This window comes from Polaromonas sp. (genome assembly GCF_013817205.1).
Classification (GTDB): domain Bacteria; phylum Pseudomonadota; class Gammaproteobacteria; order Burkholderiales; family Burkholderiaceae_C; genus Polaromonas.
The window spans coordinates 1-18,310 of the sequence record NZ_JACDDD010000033.1 but is presented as its reverse complement, the minus strand read 5'-3'; the positions used below and the strand labels follow the sequence as shown (position 1 = coordinate 18,310).

The 18,310-nt window shown below is 64.6% G+C and carries 16 protein-coding genes and 1 pseudogene; 5 read left to right on the top strand and 12 right to left on the bottom strand.

Annotated features, from left to right (window positions below; genetic code table 11):
* Positions 1 to 7 precede the first annotated feature (7 nt).
* The 5 genes from ypfH to H0W47_RS09560 all read right to left on the bottom strand — a co-directional run bounded on the left by ypfH (position 8) and on the right by H0W47_RS09560 (position 4,930).
* A complete protein-coding gene (ypfH, locus tag H0W47_RS09580; protein WP_296923675.1) occupies positions 8 to 667 on the bottom strand; it encodes an esterase in 660 nt (219 codons plus the stop codon).
* On the bottom strand, positions 664 to 1,311 hold the full coding sequence (locus H0W47_RS09575) for an ABC transporter ATP-binding protein (RefSeq protein WP_296923673.1): 648 nt from the start codon (positions 1,309 to 1,311) through the stop codon (positions 664 to 666). The genes ypfH and H0W47_RS09575 overlap by 4 nt, the downstream gene beginning before the upstream one ends.
* Positions 1,308 to 2,255 (bottom strand): tRNA (adenosine(37)-N6)-dimethylallyltransferase MiaA, encoded by a 948-nt coding sequence (gene miaA, locus H0W47_RS09570; protein ID WP_296923671.1) that lies wholly within the window; start codon positions 2,253 to 2,255, stop codon positions 1,308 to 1,310. Before miaA ends, H0W47_RS09575 begins: the two co-directional genes overlap by 4 nt.
* On the bottom strand, positions 2,252 to 3,460 hold the full coding sequence (locus H0W47_RS09565; protein ID WP_296923669.1) for a Bcr/CflA family efflux MFS transporter: 1,209 nt from the start codon (positions 3,458 to 3,460) through the stop codon (positions 2,252 to 2,254). Before H0W47_RS09565 ends, miaA begins: the two co-directional genes overlap by 4 nt.
* Before the next feature lie 114 nt (positions 3,461 to 3,574).
* Positions 3,575 to 4,930: a winged helix-turn-helix domain-containing protein gene (locus tag H0W47_RS09560; protein ID WP_296923667.1), complete on the bottom strand. Its 1,356-nt coding sequence runs from the start codon at positions 4,928 to 4,930 to the stop codon at positions 3,575 to 3,577.
* A 102-nt stretch (positions 4,931 to 5,032) separates the two neighbouring features.
* Here H0W47_RS09560 and H0W47_RS09555 point away from each other — a divergent pair, with 102 nt between their 5' ends.
* Positions 5,033 to 6,355: a serine hydrolase gene (locus tag H0W47_RS09555; protein ID WP_296923665.1), complete on the top strand. Its 1,323-nt coding sequence runs from the start codon at positions 5,033 to 5,035 to the stop codon at positions 6,353 to 6,355.
* Between the two features lie 20 nt (positions 6,356 to 6,375).
* Here the strand turns inward: H0W47_RS09555 and H0W47_RS09550 are convergent.
* Positions 6,376 to 6,767 (bottom strand): annotated as a pseudogene (locus H0W47_RS09550) (alpha/beta hydrolase); the annotation flags it as partial.
* Positions 6,768 to 6,990: 223 nt separating this feature from the next.
* Here H0W47_RS09550 and H0W47_RS09545 point away from each other — a divergent pair.
* Positions 6,991 to 8,124, top strand: a complete 1,134-nt coding sequence (locus tag H0W47_RS09545) for a glycerophosphodiester phosphodiesterase (RefSeq protein WP_296923720.1) — start codon at positions 6,991 to 6,993, stop codon at positions 8,122 to 8,124.
* A 90-nt stretch (positions 8,125 to 8,214) separates the two neighbouring features.
* Here the strand turns inward: H0W47_RS09545 and H0W47_RS09540 are convergent, their stop codons facing one another.
* Entirely contained in the window at positions 8,215 to 8,883 is a 669-nt protein-coding gene (locus H0W47_RS09540; protein WP_296923664.1) for a TetR/AcrR family transcriptional regulator, read from the bottom strand.
* A gap of 92 nt (positions 8,884 to 8,975) precedes the next feature.
* Between H0W47_RS09540 and H0W47_RS09535 the strand changes: the two genes are divergently transcribed.
* Positions 8,976 to 9,428 carry a nuclear transport factor 2 family protein gene (locus tag H0W47_RS09535; protein WP_296923662.1) on the top strand — a complete coding sequence of 151 codons (453 nt, stop codon included), beginning with the start codon at positions 8,976 to 8,978 and terminating at the stop codon, positions 9,426 to 9,428.
* Between the two features lie 14 nt (positions 9,429 to 9,442).
* On the opposite strand, the gene mutL is transcribed toward H0W47_RS09535, so the two are convergent.
* The 4 genes from mutL to H0W47_RS09515 are packed head-to-tail and all read right to left on the bottom strand — an operon-like array spanning position 9,443 to position 14,877.
* Positions 9,443 to 11,326, bottom strand: coding sequence for a DNA mismatch repair endonuclease MutL (mutL, locus tag H0W47_RS09530; RefSeq protein ID WP_296923660.1), 1,884 nt, complete (start codon positions 11,324 to 11,326; stop codon positions 9,443 to 9,445).
* Between the two features lie 52 nt (positions 11,327 to 11,378).
* On the bottom strand, positions 11,379 to 12,308 hold the full coding sequence (locus H0W47_RS09525) for an AraC family transcriptional regulator (protein ID WP_296923658.1): 930 nt from the start codon (positions 12,306 to 12,308) through the stop codon (positions 11,379 to 11,381).
* A 20-nt stretch (positions 12,309 to 12,328) separates the two neighbouring features.
* Positions 12,329 to 14,410: a molybdopterin cofactor-binding domain-containing protein gene (locus tag H0W47_RS09520; RefSeq protein WP_296923656.1), complete on the bottom strand. Its 2,082-nt coding sequence runs from the start codon at positions 14,408 to 14,410 to the stop codon at positions 12,329 to 12,331.
* Positions 14,407 to 14,877 carry a (2Fe-2S)-binding protein gene (locus H0W47_RS09515; protein ID WP_296923654.1) on the bottom strand — a complete coding sequence of 157 codons (471 nt, stop codon included), beginning with the start codon at positions 14,875 to 14,877 and terminating at the stop codon, positions 14,407 to 14,409. The genes H0W47_RS09520 and H0W47_RS09515 overlap by 4 nt, the downstream gene beginning before the upstream one ends.
* Positions 14,878 to 15,014: 137 nt before the next feature.
* Here H0W47_RS09515 and H0W47_RS09510 point away from each other — a divergent pair, with 137 nt between their 5' ends.
* Positions 15,015 to 15,665: a DedA family protein gene (locus tag H0W47_RS09510; protein WP_296923652.1), complete on the top strand. Its 651-nt coding sequence runs from the start codon at positions 15,015 to 15,017 to the stop codon at positions 15,663 to 15,665.
* Here the strand turns inward: H0W47_RS09510 and H0W47_RS09505 are convergent.
* Positions 15,652 to 16,989 carry a hypothetical protein gene (locus tag H0W47_RS09505; RefSeq protein ID WP_296923650.1) on the bottom strand — a complete coding sequence of 446 codons (1,338 nt, stop codon included), beginning with the start codon at positions 16,987 to 16,989 and terminating at the stop codon, positions 15,652 to 15,654. The genes H0W47_RS09510 and H0W47_RS09505 overlap by 14 nt on opposite strands.
* A gap of 160 nt (positions 16,990 to 17,149) precedes the next feature.
* Here H0W47_RS09505 and H0W47_RS09500 point away from each other — a divergent pair.
* On the top strand, positions 17,150 to 18,310 hold a 1,161-nt coding region (locus tag H0W47_RS09500; protein WP_296923648.1), incomplete at its 3' end, for a Rieske 2Fe-2S domain-containing protein.

Here is an 18,310-nt window from a genome sequence, read left to right as displayed (position 1 = left end):
CCGGGGCTCAGGCCGAGCGCCAGAAACGCAGGGGCACGCAGGTCTGCAGGCGGTGAATGGCCTGGTCCATCAGCGCAGGATGCAGCTCGTGGCCGATGTTTGAGGCGATGTCGCAGGTGGCGTCGGCGCCGAGCTCCATCAGGTGTTCGTAGGCGAGTTGCGTCAGCCTGGCCGGCACGAGGGTGTCGCGCTGGCCGTGCAGCAGGTGCAGCGTCGTCAGTGCCGGCGACTTGTCGGGCAGCGCGGCATATGCGCCGGAAAACGCCAGAACCCGGCCGACCAGACCGTCGTGCTGGTCGCAGAGCGCCAGCGCCAGTGTCGCACCCTGTGAAAAGCCGGCCAGGGCGGTATCGGACTGCAGGATGCCGAACCGCTCTTGTTGCTGGCGAATGAAAGCGGCCAGGGAAGGGACCGCCCGGCCCACGCGTTCCGGGTGGTTGGCATCGGTCAGATCAAAGGTCGGGAACCACTGCCGCTCGGTCTTGCCAAGGTGGATGGACTCCGCGCCCTCGGGCATCACGATGGCAGCTTCGGGGAAGGCGTCGCCAAGCAGCCCTGCGAAATCCATCATGTCCACGGCCGAATCACCGACGTCATGCAGCAGCACAAACAGTTGTCGCGCTGGCGTGGCTGGCAGCAGTTCCAGGCTGTCGAAGGTCGGGCTCATGCGCGTATGCCTTCGCTGCTCAGGTGCAGCACGCGGTCGGCGCGCGCGGCGGCGGTTTCCGAATGGGTGACCAGCACCAGTGAGGCGCCGTGTTCACGGGTTTGCGCCACCAGCGCGTCCATGACTTTGGCCGCAGTGGTCGGGTCGAGGTTGCCGGTCGGTTCGTCGGCCAGCAGCAGGGTGGGGCGGTGGATCAGCGCGCGTGCAATCGCCACGCGCTGCAACTGCCCGCCCGAGAGCTGCTGCGGCAAGCGTGTGCCCAGGCCGTCCAGTCCGACGGCAGCCAGCATGGCCAGCACCCGCGCGTCGTCGTGCTGGCCCAGCAGCAGCAGCGGCAGGGCGATGTTTTGCGCCACATCGAGATGCGGCAACACATGAAAGGCCTGAAACACAAAGCCGACCTTTTCGCGCCGCAGCAAGGCGCGCTGGTCCTCGCTCAATGCACCGATGTCCACACCGTCCAGTTCCACGGCGCCGCTGTCCCAGTTGTCGAGTCCAGCCATGCAGTTGAGCAGCGTCGACTTGCCAACGCCGGACTCGCCAACGATGGCGACAAACTCGCCGGGTGCGACGTCCAAAGACACGTTGGTGAACACCGGAACATCGCCGTAGTGTTTGCCGAGTTGTCGCAGGCGCAGGTTCATGACAGGGAACCCGCCAGCTTGAGCACCTGCGGCAGCGCATCGGGCGCGTCGCAGGCCACGATGTGCCGGTCCGGCATGGAGCGCAGCCAGGTGATTTGGCGCTTGGCCAACTGGCGGGTGGCGGCGATGCCGCGCTCGCGCAGTTCGGCCATCGGCCAGTTGCCGCTGAGGGCCTCCCAGGCCTGGCGGTAACCCACACAGCGCATGGACGGCAGGTCGGGGTGCAGGTCGCCGCGTGCGCGCAAGGCTGTTACCTCATCGATGAAGCCGCCAGCAAGCATGCTGTCGAAACGCTGCGCGATGCGCTCATGCAGCCAGGCCCTATCCTGAGGTTCAAGGGAAATAATGGCGCCAGCCCTCGCCGTTTGGACGTGAGAAGCTCCTTTTTCGATAGCATTGCGCTTTTGGAAAACAGACAGCGGCTGGCCCGACACGCGAAATACCTCGAGCGCGCGCGAGATGCGCTGCGAGTCGTTCGGCGCCAGCCGGGCGGCTGTGACCGCATCCACAGCCGCCAGCTCGGTATGCAGCGCCGGCCAGCCTTTGGCCTGCGCCTCGGCTTCGAGTGCGGCGCGGGTCGCAGGGTCGGCGGTCGGCATGGCGTCGAGGCCGTCGCGCAACGCCTTGAAGTAAAGCATGGTGCCGCCGACCAGCAGCGGCAGCTTGCCACGCGCGCTGATCTCGCCGATCAGCCGCGTGGCGTCGGTGATGAATTCGGCGGCGCTGTAGGCCTGCAGCGGGTCGCGAATATTGATCAGGTGGTGCGGCGCAGCTGCCAGTTCTGCGGCTGTGGGTTTGGCCGTGCCGATGTCCATGCCGCGGTAAACCAGGGCTGAATCGACGCTGATGATTTCTACCGCATGGCGACTGGCGATGGCCAGCGCCGCTGCGGTTTTGCCCGCGGCCGTGGGCCCCGCCAGACCGATCCAGGGCAGCAGCTTCATAGCGGCGCGGACGCGGCCACGATGGCCGGATCGCCATGACGGCGCACCAGGGTCCAGGCGATCAGTGCAATGCAGATGCTCCAGAACATCACCCCATAAGCCAGCGGGAACACTGTGCCGTCCAGATGGCTGCCCAGCCAGCCGCCCATGGCGAAGGCGGCGAGCATCATCAGGAAACCATTTAGGGCCGAGGCGGCACCTGCCGCGCCGGGAAAAGGACCGATGGCGCCACTCTGGCTGCAGGGCTGGTGCACGCCATGCGCAAAGATGAACAGGTAGCAGGGCAGCAGCAGGGCCCACACATTGTGCAGACCCGCCCAGGCCAACACGCCAATCAGCAGCCCGCCGCTGAGTGTCAGAACGGCGGCGATGGACACCGAACGGCGCACGCCGAAGCGCGGCAGCAGGCGACGGCACCAGAAGGTGCCACACACATACACCAGCGACATGGAAAACATCACCAGGCCGTACTCCGTTTTGGACAGGCCCAGCACCCCGATGAACACAAATGACGAGGCGGCCAAAAAAGTAAAGAGCCCGCCGTAAGAGGCGGTAGACAGGGCCGAAAAGGCAACAAAGGTCGGGTTGCGCAATATGGTCCACCAGGTCTGCAGCAGCATGCGGGGTTGCAGCGCCTGCGGGTTTTTTTGCGCCACGCTTTCCCTGAAACGCAGCGCGATCAGCGTCAGCGCCCCGGCGCCGAAGACGGCCAGTGCCAGCAGCGCGATGCGCCAGTTGAAGACGTCCGACAGCAGGCCGCCAAGAGGCGCGCTCAGACAGGCGATGACACCCAGCCCGGTCAGGCCGCGCGACATGGCCCGGGCCCCGGCCATCGGCGTGTACAGGTCCCGCACAATGGCCCGCGCACACATCACGGCTGCCCCCATGGCCGCGCCCTGCACCATGCGCCAGATGATCAACAGAGCCATGGAGGGCGCAAAAGCGCTGCCGATGGCCGCCACCACGTAAGCGCTCAAACCGAGCAGCAGGATGGGCCGCCGGCCGAATCGGTCGGACAGCGGGCCCCAGAACAGCTGGGAAACACCAAAGGCCAGCAGCAGCGCCGTCAGGGTGAGCTGGGCCTGCGCCATGTTGGCGCCGAAGCCGCTGGTCAGGGCCGGCAGCGCCGGCAGGTAGAGGTCGGTCGTGATGGGCTGAATGCCCAGCAGCAAGGTCAGTACCAGCACCACCAGGGTGGGCGACATGAGGGGGGGCTGGGTGGGAGAAGCAGAAGCAGACACGAGAGCGGGGGTGGGGGTGGCAGGCATTGATCTGAGCGTATCAGATTGACCATCCTGTTGCGGCCGTGCGGCGGCTCTTCAGGGCTTGTCCATGCGTGCGCGCAAATCCGAAAAGCCGGGGTGCGACCGCAGCCGGCTGTTCTCAGCCGCGTTGACAATCAGGGGCAACTGGCCGCAGCCCAGTTGCGCTGCGGCCATGGCCAGCGCCATGGCTTCGTCGCCCTTGTCCAGGCAGAGCAAAGGGCCGATGTAGTTGGCGCGCATATTGGCGCCATCGTCTGTAGACCGGCGCATCAGGCTGAGTGCCTGTTCACGCGCTCCGCAGCGGGCAAAAACATAGGCCAGTGTTGACGCGGCAAAGGCCCAACTCCCCGGCCCGAGGGTAATGTGTTCGGCTTCGCCAATCAGCTCGGCGCGCGGTTCCACAAAAGCCCGGTAGCCCAGCAGATAAATCTGCGCGGCGGCGCTGTCCGGCGCGCTGTCCGCCAGTTGCCTCGCCTGCGTCAGTCCCGCAGCCAGCTCCCCGCCGGCCGCCAGACAGCGGGCGCGCATCACGGCCAGGGGCACCGAAAACGGATTGAGCTCAAGCGCCCTCTGCAGTGACTCGGCTGCTGCCCGGGCTTGTCCGGTGCCCCACTGATGCCATGCACGGTAATGGTGGATCTGGTCGTCCTGAACCGCGGCGCTGGCTGCCTGGTTGTGCAAATGCCCGGCTTCGGTGAATTGCCACAGGCAGTCGTGCAGATGCGCCATCTCGGCGTGCAGCCCCGGCAGGTGCGGAGCCTGTTCTTCTATCAGTCGCAGCTGTGTCAGTGACTCGATCAGGCTGCTTCTGGGGACCGTGAGGCCGCAACTCACGGCGCCAGCCACACACTCGGCCAGGCCCAGTTTGGCCGACAGGTAGTCGGGTGCCTGCGCAACCAGCTCGCGCAGCAGCAGTTCCGCGCGCGCCATGCTGGCCCGGGTGCGCTGGTTGCTCAACTGCCGCGCGTGTACCAGGGTTGCCACTTGCCGGGGCTGGGCCATGGCCTCATGGACCAGCCTTGACAGGGGACGCAGGGTGGTAGCGACGCTGGCGCCGCCAGGGCCGTTTGCACCGGCTTCGCTGGCCTGCACCGTCAGGCGGTAGCCGGTGCGGTAAACCGAACGAATGCTGATGCCGCCGTGTGTTTCCAGCGCCGGTCGCAGCTGGGCGACGCAGCGCGCCAAGCTTTCGTCAGACATGAGGGGGCTGCGCCAGACCCGGCTGGCAAATTCTTCTTTCGGCACCACGTCTGGCCAGCGCGACAGCAGCAAATGGAGCACGGCGCGCTCTTTGGGTGGCAAGTGAAGCGGTATGCCGTGAAGGCAGACAAAGCCGTCATCGCGCGCTGTGTAGCCATGCTGACCCGGACTGCCGATGAGCGGCGGGCTGTCTGCGAGGTGACGCATCATCATTTTTTCATCAAGATTGCATTTGATTGTGCAGGTAAGTTGCGCACTGCGACATCAGGTTTGCCCCAAGGTGTCCTCACAACAACCAGGAGACGATTTGCCATGAAACCTTTGAATCCCTTGACTCTCTTTCGCCTTGTATCCGCCCGCCGCCTTGTGCCGGCTGTGTGGGCCTTGAGCTGCGTGCTGGCTCACGCTCAAGCGCCTCAGTTGCCGCCACCGGATTCGGTGCTGCTTGACAAGCTGGGCTACATGCGCAGCTTTCCCCCGACCTCTGACAAGCAGGTGGACCAGAGCAACCGCATCAAATACCCGCAGATGAGCTGGGCGCTCCAGAACACGCGCCAGCTGCTGCCCACCCACAATATCCGGCGCGGTGCCAGGGCGCCTTCAGAGTTGCCGCGTTCGGAGAAGAACCTGGACGAATGGGCATTTGCCGACGAAAAGGGTGCCCGCACCACGGTCGCCGACTGGCAGCGCGACACGTATACCGACGCCCTGGTGGTGCTGCATCGCGGCCGCATCGTGTACGAGCGTTACCGCAACACCAGGCCCGAGACGCCGCACCTGCTGTTTTCTGTGACCAAATCGTTCACCGGCCTGATCGCCGCGCAGCTGGCCCATGAGGGCAAGATCGACCCCAACGCCATGGTCACCCAATACGTCCCCGAGCTCGCGGACAGCGCCTGGGGCGACATGAAAGTGCGCGAGGTGATGGACATGACAGGCGCGGTGAAGTTTCGCGAGGTGTATACCGACCCCTCGACCGAAATCTTTCCTTACCTGTATGCCAGCGCGATGCTGCCGCCCCCGCCCAACTATGCCGGTCCCCGGGACATCTACAGTTTTCTGAAAACGTTAAAGAAAGAGGGTGAACACGGCGCTGGTTTTGTCTACCGCACAGTGCATTCCGAAGTGCTGGGCTGGATCGTCTCGCGCGTGACTGGCAAGCACTTCGCCGAGGTGATGAGCGAGCGCATCTGGAGCAAGCTGGGTATGGAAGAAGACGCCTACGTCTTGGTGGATTCGGTAGGCACACCGCTGCAGGGCGCCGGTCTGAACGCCACCGCGCGTGACCTGGCGCGCTTCGGTGAAATGCTGCGCCGGGGTGGCGAGTTCAATGGTCAGCGCATACTCGACAAGGCCGTGATCGAAGACACCGTCAAGGGCGGTGACCGCGAGAAATTCAAGGCCTCGGGGATGGCGTTCAGGGCCGGCTACAGCTACCGCAACCAGTGGTGGATGCTGCACAACGCCGATGGTGCCTACGAAGCGTCGGGCGTGCATGGTCAGATGGTGCGCATCAATCCGGCGGCCGAGATGGTGGTGGTCAAGCTGTCGTCACATCCCGTGGCCGGGGCGGGCTTTACACACCCGCTGACGCTGAAGGCCTGGGCGGCACTGGCCGAAGCCGTGCGACGGTGAGACCGGGCAGGGCCAGATGTTTAACGCAGGCTGAAAAGCTGCGCCAGTGCCTGCCGGTACCGCGACTGGCCGACCGAGTTGGTGTTGTGGTGCGAGCCGCCTTCAACCAGCATGAACAGCTTGGGCTGCGCGGCAGCTTCATACAGTTTGTGCCCAGACTGGGCGCGATCAGCCGGTCTGCGCCGCCGTGCACCACCAACAGTGGTGAGCCAATTTTGTCCACCTTGCGTACCTCAAAACGCTGGGTGATCAGCAGGGAGATCGGAGCCCAACTCCATTTGGTCGTGCCGATCACGTCGGCAATCGAGGTGACGGTTCCTTCGACAATCGTGCCGCTTTCATCAGCAAGCTCGGGCGCAAGATGAATGGCAATCGGCCCGACTAGAGAGTGCCCAAAGATGTAGTGGGGCCGGTGCGTAGCAAGGCTTCAGAAAGTTCGTCGCATTTACAGGGTTTACCAGCGGCTTTGATCTAGCCAGTGTGGGATTAGGCTTCTGCCGGGCGGGTGAAGGGTAAGCGCTTGCAACAGCTCTTCATCAAATTGTCACCTGCATGCACCATAGTGCCTCATTCCACAACGGAGGAGTTTCATGTATTCATTGCGTATCCTGGCGGCCGGTCTGGCAGTCACCGGCATGGTGGGCCTGGCTGCCTGTGCGGGCGGGTCGCCCGCACCATCGAGCCGCTACCCGACTCTGGACGGCAAAGCCCCGCTGGTGATTGGGCACCGCGGAGCCAGCGGCTATTTGCCGGAGCACACGATCGAAGCCTACAAACGCGCCATCGAGCAGGGTGCGGACTTCATTGAGCCGGACGTCGTGGCGACCAAAGACGGTGAACTGGTGGTGCGGCACGAGCCCAACATCACGGCCACCACGGACGTCTCGACACGGCCAGAGTTTGCCAGCCGCAAAACAACCCGCATGGTGGACGGCATTTCCGAGACAGGCTGGTTTACCACCGACATGACGCTTGTCGAGTTGAAAACACTGCGCGCGACACAGCCCATGGCTGAGCGCGACCAGTCGCACAACGGCAGGTACGCCGTCCCGACCCTGCGCGAAGTGCTGGACCTGGCCCGCAGCGAAAGTGCCCGGACAGGCCGCAGCATTGGTGTTTATCCCGAAACCAAACACCCGACTTACCACGTGAATGCCGGATTGATGCTGGAAGACCGCCTGCTCAGGCTGCTGGCCGAGTACGGCTACACCGCCAAAAACTCGCCCGTCATCGTGCAGTCGTTTGAGGTGGGCAACCTCAAGTACCTGCGCAGCAAAACCCAGCTTCGTCTGGTGCAGCTGATTGACGGCGACGGCGTGGATGCCCAGGGCCGCGTGACGCTGGCTGCTCCTTCGGACAGGCCTTATGACTTTACGGTTGCCAAAGACAGCCGCTCGTTCCCGGACTTGCTGACTCCCGCCGGCTTGCGCGAGATCAAGACCTATGCCGACGGTATTGGCCCCTGGAAACCCTATCTGATACCCGCCCGTCAGATTGACGCCAACAATGACGGCAAGCCTGATGACCTCAACGGTGACGGCGTGATCGACGAGCGTGACCGCGTGCAACTGCCGCCGACATCGGTGGTGCGTGACGCGCATTCTGCGGGCCTTTTTGTGCATGCCTTCACCTTTCGCAACGAAGCCAAGCGCCTGGCATCTGATTTTCGCAGTGACCCGGCAGCCGAATACCGCAAGTTCTTTGAGATGGGTGTCGACGGCGTGTTCAGTGACTTTCCGGATACCGCTGTTGCGGCGCGAGGGCGCTGAAAAAGCTTCCCCGGCGTGAGTGTCACGGCGCTGCCGGGTTGACACCTGCGATTCGCTAGCTATCAAAAAAAGAGCACTCTTCGCCCGAATTTAAAGGGCGAGCGGTGCTTTTTTCTTTGCTCGACTGGTTGCAAGCAATTTCGAGCTGGGGCGTCGCGCTTTGGGTGTTTTATCCGGTGCTGCTGCCTTGCTGTCCAGCAGCCAGTGCGCCAGTTGCCGGGCCAACACCTCACCGGGCGGGACCGTCATCGGCAAGCTGTCCAGCACCGCATAAATCGCCAAATGCGCCAGGCCATGGGCCAGACTCCAACCGGCCAGCGCCAGCGGCAGCGCTTCGGCGTGATTGACTTTTTCGGCGGCCTGCAGCAAAACCGCGAAGCTGGCTTGGCCGGATTTCTGTAGTTCGGGGTAGGACTCTTTTTGCGCCAACAGCGGGCCGAACATCAGGCGAAAGCGGGTCGGGTGCTGCATGGCAAAAGCCACATAGGCCTCGCAAATGCCAATCAGCTGGTCACGTGGTGTGGCGCCGTTTGCCCCCAGCATTACAGCTGTCAGACCCTCAAAGCCGCGCTCCGCAATGGCAGCCAGCAAGGCCTCGCGGCTGCCGAAGTGGTGGTAGGGCGCGCCATGCGACACGCCGGCCTCACGCGCCACTTCGCGCAAGGTCAGCGCTTCGGCGCCGCGCGTTGGCAGCAGTTGCTCGGCAGCGTCCAGCAAGGCCTCGCTCAGGTTGCCGTGGTGGTAGGTTTTTGCGGTCATGGCTGCAATCTTGACATGAGAAAGTTTGCTCCGTATATTCCAGTATCTTTCTTGTGTCTAGATTGTGTGCGTTCAACCCAGCGAAGGCCGTCATGTATCACTTCATCGTTTCCCAAAAGATCCGGCGTTCATTTGCAGATCTCAACGCCGGGCGTTACGAAGCCATCGTGGCGCAGTTTGCCGGGCCGCACCGCCACCTGATGGTGGGGCAACATGCGCTGGCCGGTGAGCGGCACTCGCCGGCAGCCACGGCGCGCTGGTACGCACGCTTGCAGCGCCTGCTGCCGGGCTTGCAGTTTCAGCTGGACTCCATCGCCGTGAGCGGCTGGCCCTGGGACACCCATGCCCTGGTGAGCTGGAAGGACAGCTTCACCTTGCCTGACGGCTCACCGGGCAACAACCAGGGTGTGCACGCGTTTCGAATTGCGTGGGGAAAGATCCGCTCGATGGAGGTGCATTGCGACACGCAGCGCTTGCGTGGCTATCTTGCGCAGATGCAAGCCATGGGACTGGAGGAGGCGCAAGCAGCGCCGATCACCGGCTGAGCAGTCTGAGGGGGCTAGCGCCCGCGTAGAAACAGGCTGTCCAGCTCTTTCACCGTGACCTGGCGCCAGGTGGGCCGGCCGTGGTTGCACTGGTCGGAGCGTTCGGTGGCTTCCATCTGGCGCAGCAGGCCGTTCATCTCGTCGATCGTCAGCTTGCGGTTGGCGCGCACGGCACCGTGGCAGGCCATGGTGGACAGCAACTCGTTTTGTGCGCGCTGGATCACGGTGCTGGCCTCATGTTGCGCCAGTTCGGCCAGCACGCTGCGCGCCAGCTCCACCGCATCACCTTGAACCAGACTGGTCGGTACCGCGCGGACGGCCAGGGTGCGCGGCGAAAACGGTGTGATTTCCAGGCCCAGCGCCTTGAGCGTGTGTTCGCTGGCTTCGGCGGTTGCCACCTCTTGCGGTGTGGCGGCAAAGGTGGCGGGGATCAGCAACGGTTGGCTGCTGATCGCGGCAGTGCTGTCGAGCTGACTTTTCAGGCGCTCATACACAATGCGTTCGTGTGCAGCGTGCATGTCCACGATCACCAGGCCCTGGGTGTTTTCGGCCAGCACGTAAATGCCCTGCAGTTGAGCAATCGCGCGGCCCAACGGCCAGTCGCCGGGTGGCAGATCGGTATTTTCCGTTCGGGCTGAGCTCGTCAAAGCCTCTGCGGCATAGTGCCCCTCGACAGGCTCAAGACGAACGGTTGAAGGGACTGCAGATGGCCACATGGCCTCAAAGTCGGACACCCGCGTGTCCTGTCGCAAGGGCTGAAATGCTCCGAAATTGATAGCTGGTTGCGCCCATGGGGCGGGGGCTGAGGCCCGATTTGATTCAAAACTACCGGGGATAATACCGTTCGGTGCCGCCAACGCCGCTGCCGCCGCCCGCGGTGCAGCCAGTGCGTTCTCTACGGCGTGGCGCACGGCCTGGTGCACCTCGCGACTGTCGCGAAAACGCACCTCGATTTTGGTCGGGTGCACATTGACGTCCACCCGCGCCGGGTCCATGGTCACATACAGCGCATATACCGGCTGGCGGTGGCCGTGCAGCACGTCTTCGTAGGCGCTGCGTGCGGCGTGCGTCAGCACCTTGTCGCGCACATAACGGCCGTTGACATAGGCAAACTGCTGGTCGGCCCGGGCGCGCGCCGCATCCGGAATGCCGGCGCGACCGGTCACACGCAGTGCGCCCGCGCTGTAGTCCACGGCCACACTCTGCGCCAGCAACTCACTGCCCAGGACGTCGGCCAGACGCTGGTCATGCGCGCTGTGGTCTGCAGTGTCGACACTGGCGCGCCATTGTTCGACCAGCTTGCCGTCGTGCCAGATCGCAAAACCCACGTCCGGTCGCACCAGCGCATGGCGACGCACGGCCTCGATGCAGTGCGCCAGTTCTGTGGCGTCAGTCTTCAAAAACTTGCGGCGTGCCGGGGTGGCGTAAAACAACTCGCGCACCTCGACCGTGGTACCGCGGCTGCGCGCCACCGGCTTGAGCTCGCCAGAGCGGCCGTCGAGCTGCCAGGCGTGGCTGTCGCTCTCGGTCCGCGACAGCAGGCTCATGTCGGCAATCGAATTGATGGCGGCCAGCGCTTCCCCACGGAAACCCATGGTGCCGACGGACTCGAGGTCGCGCAGCGACGAGATCTTGCTGGTGGCATGGCGCCTGAGGGCGACCGCCAGCTCGCCCTGCGGAATGCCGGAGCCATCGTCCTCCACACAAATCAGACGCACCCCGCCGGCCTGGAGCCGCAAGGTCACCTGCGTGGCGCCGGCGTCCAGCGCGTTGTCCACCAGCTCACGCACCACCGAGGCCGGGCGCTCCACGACCTCGCCGGCGGCGATCTGGCTGATCAGGTCGTCAGGCAGTTCGCGGATGGGGCGGCGGGGGGAGGGGGGCGGGCCAAAGGTCACCTTGCGATTCTAGGTGGAAGTATTTGAGGCTCTTCCGCAGCGGTCTGCCCGTTCAATCTTGTCCGAATTCCTTGCGGTAGCGCGACGGGGGTACGCCGACCTCCCGGTGGAACACCCGGGTGAAGTGGGCCTGGTCAGAGAAGCCGCAGATGAAGCCGGTTGCAGCGGAGCCTTCGGTCGAGCGCAGAAGGTGCCAGGCGGCGGCGCGGCACCGGGTCTGCGTCACGACGCCGGAATAAGACAAACCGCTGTCGGCGAGCTGCCGTTGCAGGCTGCGCGGCGCCATGCCGAGCTGGCGCGCGGCCTGTGCGAGCGGGGGCACATCCATCAGGTCGTTCAAGGCCAGCCGGCCCAACTGGCGTGCTAGCGGAGGACCGGTGAGGTCCTCGGCCAAGCCGGCGCTGACCGGCTGGCGCGGCAGAGAAACGGCTGCCTCCCGCCAGGTGAAGTGCCACTCGGCGGTTTGCGCGGAGGCCACCAGGGCTTCCAGCGCTGCAGGGTCCACCTGCGGGTATACCGGTGCCCCAGCCACCGTGACGCGCACTTCCTGGATTCCCGCTTCCTCCATGGCGGCGGCGAGCACGCCAAGAACGATCAGGTTCTCGGCGGGCAAGGGCGGTTCGACCGGACGCAGTGACAGGTGGGTCACCCGCAGCCCGCAGCCCGGGGTGGCCTCAACCTGGATACGGTGCCGTGAGTGGATATACCGTTCCAGTCGGCACCAGCGGTCGAAAAATTCGGTGGCTGTGGCGCAATCAGTCAGGGCCTGATGGACCGGGTCGCCCCGGATGGCCGCGACCCCACTGCCCAGGAGCGGCAGGCAGGCCCAGCCGCCTTGCGCCAGGGCGCTGGCGACCAGTCGGCGCTTGTGTTCCAGCGCCACGCGCGCTCCGGCAGCAGGCAGAGGCGGCGGCGTCAGGCCTTGCAGGCGCATGCCCCCGGCAAGAATGCGGATCATCACGGCGCTGGCAAAGTCGCTCATGGTCGAAGTATCCCTGAGCTTCAGCGCCGCAGTGCCTGAAGGATGTCGCTGGCGCGTACGGGCACCCGGTTGAAGCGGTGGCCGGCTGCGTCGCGCAGCGCGTTGGCAATCGCACCGGCGCCTGCCACCATGGCGGTCTCGCCAGCGCCAGTGGACGGCTCCGGGCTGTCGATCAGGGTGATTTCCATGGCGCCGATGTCGGCGATGCGCGGTATCGGTGCATCGGCAAAACTGCTGGCCTGCACCCGGCCATTGGCGAACGGCAACTCTTCTACCAGCATCATGCCGATGCACCAGACCAGGTTGCCCTCGGTCTGGGCGCGCACCTGGTCCGGGTTGATCATGCGGCCGCAATCGTGGGCACACCACAGCCGTGCGACCCGCGCAGCGCCGGTGCGGGAATCGATTTCCACGTCTGCCACCGCCGCTGCGTAACTCATGCCTTTGTAAATGCCACAGGCCAGGCCGCGTCCCCGTAGCAGATGGTTTTCCTGACGCAGCAGCGGGCTGCCCCAGCGCGCGTCGCGTGCGACGCGTTCCAGCACCGCCTTCAGGCGTGGTTGGGATAAATGCTTCAGGCGAAAGGCCAGCGCGTCCATGCCCGAGGCGCGGGCGCATTCGTCGATGGCGCTTTCGACAGCCAGCAGGTTGGGTGCGGCACCCAAGCCGCGCCACGGTCCGGTCAGGGCTGTCAGCCGGGTCAGGTCGTACTCCACACGCTGGTTGGTGCAGTCATACGGCAGCGTGCTGCCACGTGCCACCCCCGCGTCGCCCAGAAAATCTGCCGCCAGCTGCATCCACGGCGGCATGGCGGCGCCGGTGAACAGGATGTGGCTGGTCGAAAAGGCGTGCCACCAGTCGGTCAGTTTGCCGTCGCGCAAGCGGGCGCGCACGCGGTGGCTGGAAGGCGGACGGTGAAAGGCCTGGGCCAGCTCCTGCTTGCGGGTCCATTGCACCTTGACGGGTGCGCGCAGTGTGTGCGCCAGCACGGCGGCTTCGAGCTCCACCGTGCACAGGGTTTTGCCGCCAAACGCACCGCCTATGCGCATGGCCTGAACATGCACATCATCTACGTTGAGGCCGAGGGCCCGGGCCACCACGTCGCGTTGGTAAAACGGGTCTTGCCCGCCTACCCACAGGGCCATCTGCTTGCCGCGCGGTTCAGCCACCGCCGCGCGCGGCTCGATAGCGCTGTGTGCGGCCAGCGGGACTTCCAGTTGCATATCGACGGTCCAGGGCGCGGCCTCTTCCAGTTGGCCCTTGCGCGCCACGTGCGCGAGCTGTCCGCGCTCCAGCCGCGGGGCGAGATCAATCTGTAGTGCCGGACTGCGCGTGTCGGCCACCGGATCAATCAACCAGTCCACAGCCAGCGCCGCTTCGATCCGGTCCAGCGCACCGGGGGTATGCGCCACGATACCCAGGCCTTGTGCGTTGGATTGCGCCAGGCGCTTGTCGGTCACCACGGCCACGAAGCCCGGCACCGCGTGGCCGGCGGCCTCGTTGAAGTGGCCGGGGCGCGACGGCGTTTCGGGTGACGCCGGCGCGCGCAGCACCCGGCCAAAAAGCATGCCGGGGCGTCGGATGTCGGCGGCATACAGGGGCTGGCCAGTCACGATCTCCCGGCCCTGCACCTGCGGCGCGGCCCTCCCGACCCACGTGGCATTTCTGGAGAAGGCGCGCAGGGCCGTTGGTGGCAAGTCTTGCGCCTGCAGCACGGCGTCGCGGCTGCCGGCTTCCAGCGCCAGGCGCAAGGTGGCGCAGGCCTGCGCCAGCGGCAAGGCGTAATCCTTGACTGAGTCACTGCCGACGGTCGCTTTGACGCGGGCTATGGTCGTTGTCGCCATGAGCTGCACTTCCACAGAGTCCCATGCCGCGCCCAGTTCATCGCAGGCAATCTGCTTGAACGCGGTGGCAATGTTTTGCCCCATCTCTGCGCGTGGCAGGTGCACGGTGTAGCGGCCGCTGGCGTGGCGCACCCAGCCCGCCGCGTCCGACAGGGTCGGTGCCGGTCGTTTTGGAATGACCGGTACCAAAGCGCAACCCGGCAGCAGCGTGACCGTGAGCGTGGCCGCGCTGGCGGCGACAAATGCCCGGCGCCTCATGCGGGGCTCCGGGCCATTTGCGCTGCGGCGCGATGGATGGCGGCGCGCACCCGCTGCTGCGTGCCGCAGCGGCAAAGATGCCCGGCCAGTGCGGTGTCAACTTGCGCGTCGGTGGGGCGCGGAGTGGTCTGGAGCAGGGCAACCGCCGCCATGATCTGGCCCGCCTGACAATAACCGCATTGAGACACGGTTTCATCCAGCCAGGCCTGCTGCACCGGGTGCAGCTTGTCGCCCTGTGCAAGGCCCTCAATGGTCGTGACAGGGCGCTTGCCAATGTCTGCGACCGGCACCAGGCAGGCGCGTTGTGGCTGGCCGTCGAGCAACACAGTGCAGGCGCCGCACAGGCCCATGCCGCAGCCGAATTTGCTTCCGCACAGGCCCAGGTGTTCGCGCAGCACGGACAAAAGTGTGTCGTCTTTCCAGGCAGGGGCAGCGTCGCGGCGGACGCCGTTGATCAGGATATTCACAGGCAGGCTCCTTGATGAGACCCGCAGTGTCTGGCCAGTAGCGCTGGGCTGTCTTGAACAATTGCGCCAAACTCATCAGGAAGCGCTGCAGCGGGCCGGTGGCGACCCCGGAGGTGGCGACATGTCAAAATCTCCCCATGGAAATCATCTCCTTTCTGATCGACTTCATCCTCCACGTGGACAAACACCTGGAGGCTTTCACGCGCAGCTACGGCATGTGGGTCTACGCCCTGCTGTTTTTGATAATTTTTGTCGAGACCGGCGTGGTGGTCATGCCCTTCCTGCCTGGGGATTCGCTGCTGTTTGTGGTCGGCGCCCTGTGCGGCGTTGGACTGTTGAGCCTGCCGCTGGCCATGGGGCTGCTGGTGGTGGCTGCGATTCTGGGCGACCAGTGCAACTATTCCATAGGCCGTTATTTCGGACCCAAGGTGTTCCAGTGGGAGCAGTCGAAGTTTTTCAACAAGCGTGCCTTCAACCAGGCCCATGATTTCTACGAACGTTACGGGGGCATCACGATCATCCTGGCGCGTTTCATGCCCTTTTTGCGCACCTTTGCGCCGTTTGTGGCGGGGGTCGCCGAGATGAGCCGTGGCAAGTTCAGCGCCTACAACGTCATCGGCGCGTTGATCTGGGTGGTGGGGCTGACAGTCGCTGGCTACCTGTTCGGCAACCTGGCCTGGGTGCAGGCCAATCTGAGCAAGATCATCTGGGGCATGATCCTGATTCCGGGCCTGATCGTGCTGTATGGCGCGTGGAAGGCCAGCCGCATCAAACCTAACGTGGCGTAACGCGGCTCGACAACGGCGGGCTGCGGTAGTCGGGCTGGATGCGGCAACCCTTGCCGTAGGTGGCTTCGTAGCCCCGGCACAAGGCCAGAACTGCTTGCGGCGTCGGTTTGTCGCCTTTGTTGACCCAGTCCAGCAGCGCAGTGAAAAGCGCCGGGTATTGCGCTTCAGCGAGGTAGCTGTGGTCGGACTCGTCGCTGAAGGTTTGCACTAGGAGCTGCGCCGACCCGGCCCGCTCGCGCACTTCGCGGTAGGCGGACTCCAGCTCGACAAACGCGGTCGGATCGTTGGCGGCATGAATGCTCAAGGTCGGTACGTTGACACGGCCATCGGGCGCGCTGTCTTTGGCCAGTTCAGCCACGGCCTGCGGATCGGCCTTGTAGCGCAACACCCCGGCGTTGAGCGCGGCGTCGTTGGCCGAGCCGCTGTAAACCGCCGTTGAGTTGTCAAAAGGATTGCGCTTGTCCAGACGCAGTTGGGTCAGATCGCGAAACAACCAGGTCGCAAAGTTCATGTGGCCGGCCAGTGATTGTTCGCGGATCTTCAGCACATTGACGATGGTGGCGAGATTGGCAGCCTGCTGCGCGCTGCGTTGGGCTGCAGGCTTGCGTACGCCGGTGCAGTCGTCAATTCTGTTCAGCAGCTCTGCGCGGGTCAGGGTTGAATCCATCGGCAAGCCTTGCCAAAGCGGGTAGGGCACTTCGTCCGGCTTCGGGTGGTTCTTGCAAACGTACTGGTAGACGCCACGCAGGTCGAGGCGGAAGGTGTGGGCGAGCTGGCCGCCGCCCAGTACGCTGTTGGTCAGCAGCACGCCGTCGTAGGGGCCGCGCCGGCCCGCCACGGCGGCGTAAATTTCTGCCGCCTTGGAAGCCACGCCGCCGCCATAACTTTGCCCGTGCAGCAGCGTGCGGCGGGCCGATCCGAAATGCTGCACAAAAATCTGTCGCAGGCGTTCAGTATCTTCCGCGGCCATGGTTACCCCGTAACCGCCGCGGCGGTAACTGGAGCCGGCCCACGCGTAACCGGCCTTGACGGTCACGGCCCAGCGCTTGAGGTCTTCCTCGCTGCGGGAGGATTGGGCCGGGCCGGTGTCAGCGGGGCCGCCGTGGGCATGCATGACCAGCACTTGTTTGTCCCAGTTGGAGGGGATGGCGATACGGTAAAACGCGCCATGTCCATCCTCGCCGTTGTAACAGCGGGCACCGACCGGAACCTCGGCCGGGCAGGCCTGCGATTGGGGCGGTGGGGCCAACACGGCGGGAGAGGCGGCGCAACCAGCGAGCACTGTTGCGGTGACGGCCAGACAGAGACTGAGGGCGTGTTTCATCGCCCGATGCTAGCAGTCGCCACCGCTAGGAACAGTGTGGGAAACACGGATGCAGGCCCAAGCCGCGCTAGCATGACGGGCATTGTCGTGAATTGCTAAGTGAGCGTATTATTTGTTTAGCCTGGTGCGCACGGCGCAACGGGATACGGAGACACTTCAGATGAACGCAGCGCAACCCCTGTCCCGCTGGACCAAACCCGGCTCCAGCCGCGTGCCTTTCTGGGCCTACACCGACGCCCAGCTGTACCAGCGCGAGTTGGACAAAATCTTCTATGGACCGCACTGGTGTTATGTCGGGCTGGCGGTCGAGATTCCCAACCTGGGTGACTTCAAGCTAAGCCATGTCGGCGAGCGCCAGGTGGTGATGGTGCGCGACCGCGTGGCACCGAAAGACCGGGATACCGATCACGGCGTTCGTGTGGTGGAAAACCGCTGCGCCCACCGTGGCGTGCGGTTTTGCCAGAATCTGCAGGGTAATGCGCGCAGGTTTGTCTGCCCTTACCACCAGTGGACCTACAAACTCAACGGCGACCTGGCCGGCTTGCCGTTCAAGGACGGCGTGAAGGACGGCGATTGCGTCAACGGCGGCATGCCCGAAGGCTTTGAGCTGAAAGACCACGGACTGACCAAGCTGCGGGTCGCCGTGCTGCATGGCCTGGTGTTTGCCACTTTCAGCGAAGCGGTCGAGCCGCTGGAAGATTACCTGGGTTCCAACGTGATGCCCTGGCTGGACCGCATCTTCAAGGGACGGCAACTGACCCTGCTGGGGTACAACCGCCAGCGCATCCCGGGCAACTGGAAGCTGATGATGGAAAACATCAAGGACCCTTACCATCCGGGCCTGCTTCACACTTGGTTTGTCACCTTCGGCCTGTGGCGTGCCGACCAGAAAAGCCGCATGGTGATGGACGCACAAGGCCGGCATGCCGTGATGATCTCGCGCCGCAACGAGGGCGGTCAAAACGCCGCTGTGACCGAGGGCGTGACATCGTTCAAGGCCAACATGGCCTTGAACGACGACCGCCTGCTCGACGTGGTGCCCGAGCCCTGGTGGACGATTGGTGATCCTTCCAATCCCGATACGCCCATCACGCCGACCGTGACCATGATCACGCTGTTTCCCAGCCTGATCATCCAGCAGCAGGTCAACTCGCTGAGCACGCGTCACATCGTGCCGCGCGGGCAAGGCGAGTTCGATTTTGTCTGGACCCATTTCGGCTTTGCCGACGACACGCCCGAGATGACGCGGCGCCGCCTGCGCCAGGCCAATCTGTTCGGACCGGCCGGTTTTGTCAGCGCCGACGATGGTGAGGTGATCGAG

What these genes read in the sequence shown, in the direction of transcription:
- ypfH (WP_296923675.1), bottom strand. Translation starts at nt 667, where the DNA reads ATGAGCCCGACCTTCGACAGCCTGGAACTGCTGCCAGCCACGCCAGCG.
- H0W47_RS09575 (WP_296923673.1), bottom strand. Translation starts at nt 1,311, where the DNA reads ATGAACCTGCGCCTGCGACAACTCGGCAAACACTACGGCGATGTTCCG.
- miaA (WP_296923671.1), bottom strand. Translation starts at nt 2,255, where the DNA reads ATGAAGCTGCTGCCCTGGATCGGTCTGGCGGGGCCCACGGCCGCGGGC.
- H0W47_RS09565 (WP_296923669.1), bottom strand. Translation starts at nt 3,460, where the DNA reads ATGTCGCCCACCCTGGTGGTGCTGGTACTGACCTTGCTGCTGGGCATT.
- H0W47_RS09560 (WP_296923667.1), bottom strand. Translation starts at nt 4,930, where the DNA reads ATGATGCGTCACCTCGCAGACAGCCCGCCGCTCATCGGCAGTCCGGGT.
- H0W47_RS09555 (WP_296923665.1), top strand. Translation starts at nt 5,033, where the DNA reads ATGAAACCTTTGAATCCCTTGACTCTCTTTCGCCTTGTATCCGCCCGC.
- H0W47_RS09545 (WP_296923720.1), top strand. Translation starts at nt 6,991, where the DNA reads ATGGTGGGCCTGGCTGCCTGTGCGGGCGGGTCGCCCGCACCATCGAGC.
- H0W47_RS09540 (WP_296923664.1), bottom strand. Translation starts at nt 8,883, where the DNA reads ATGACCGCAAAAACCTACCACCACGGCAACCTGAGCGAGGCCTTGCTG.
- H0W47_RS09535 (WP_296923662.1), top strand. Translation starts at nt 8,976, where the DNA reads ATGTATCACTTCATCGTTTCCCAAAAGATCCGGCGTTCATTTGCAGAT.
- H0W47_RS09525 (WP_296923658.1), bottom strand. Translation starts at nt 12,308, where the DNA reads ATGAGCGACTTTGCCAGCGCCGTGATGATCCGCATTCTTGCCGGGGGC.
- H0W47_RS09520 (WP_296923656.1), bottom strand. Translation starts at nt 14,410, where the DNA reads ATGAGGCGCCGGGCATTTGTCGCCGCCAGCGCGGCCACGCTCACGGTC.
- H0W47_RS09510 (WP_296923652.1), top strand. Translation starts at nt 15,015, where the DNA reads ATGGAAATCATCTCCTTTCTGATCGACTTCATCCTCCACGTGGACAAA.
- H0W47_RS09505 (WP_296923650.1), bottom strand. Translation starts at nt 16,989, where the DNA reads ATGAAACACGCCCTCAGTCTCTGTCTGGCCGTCACCGCAACAGTGCTC.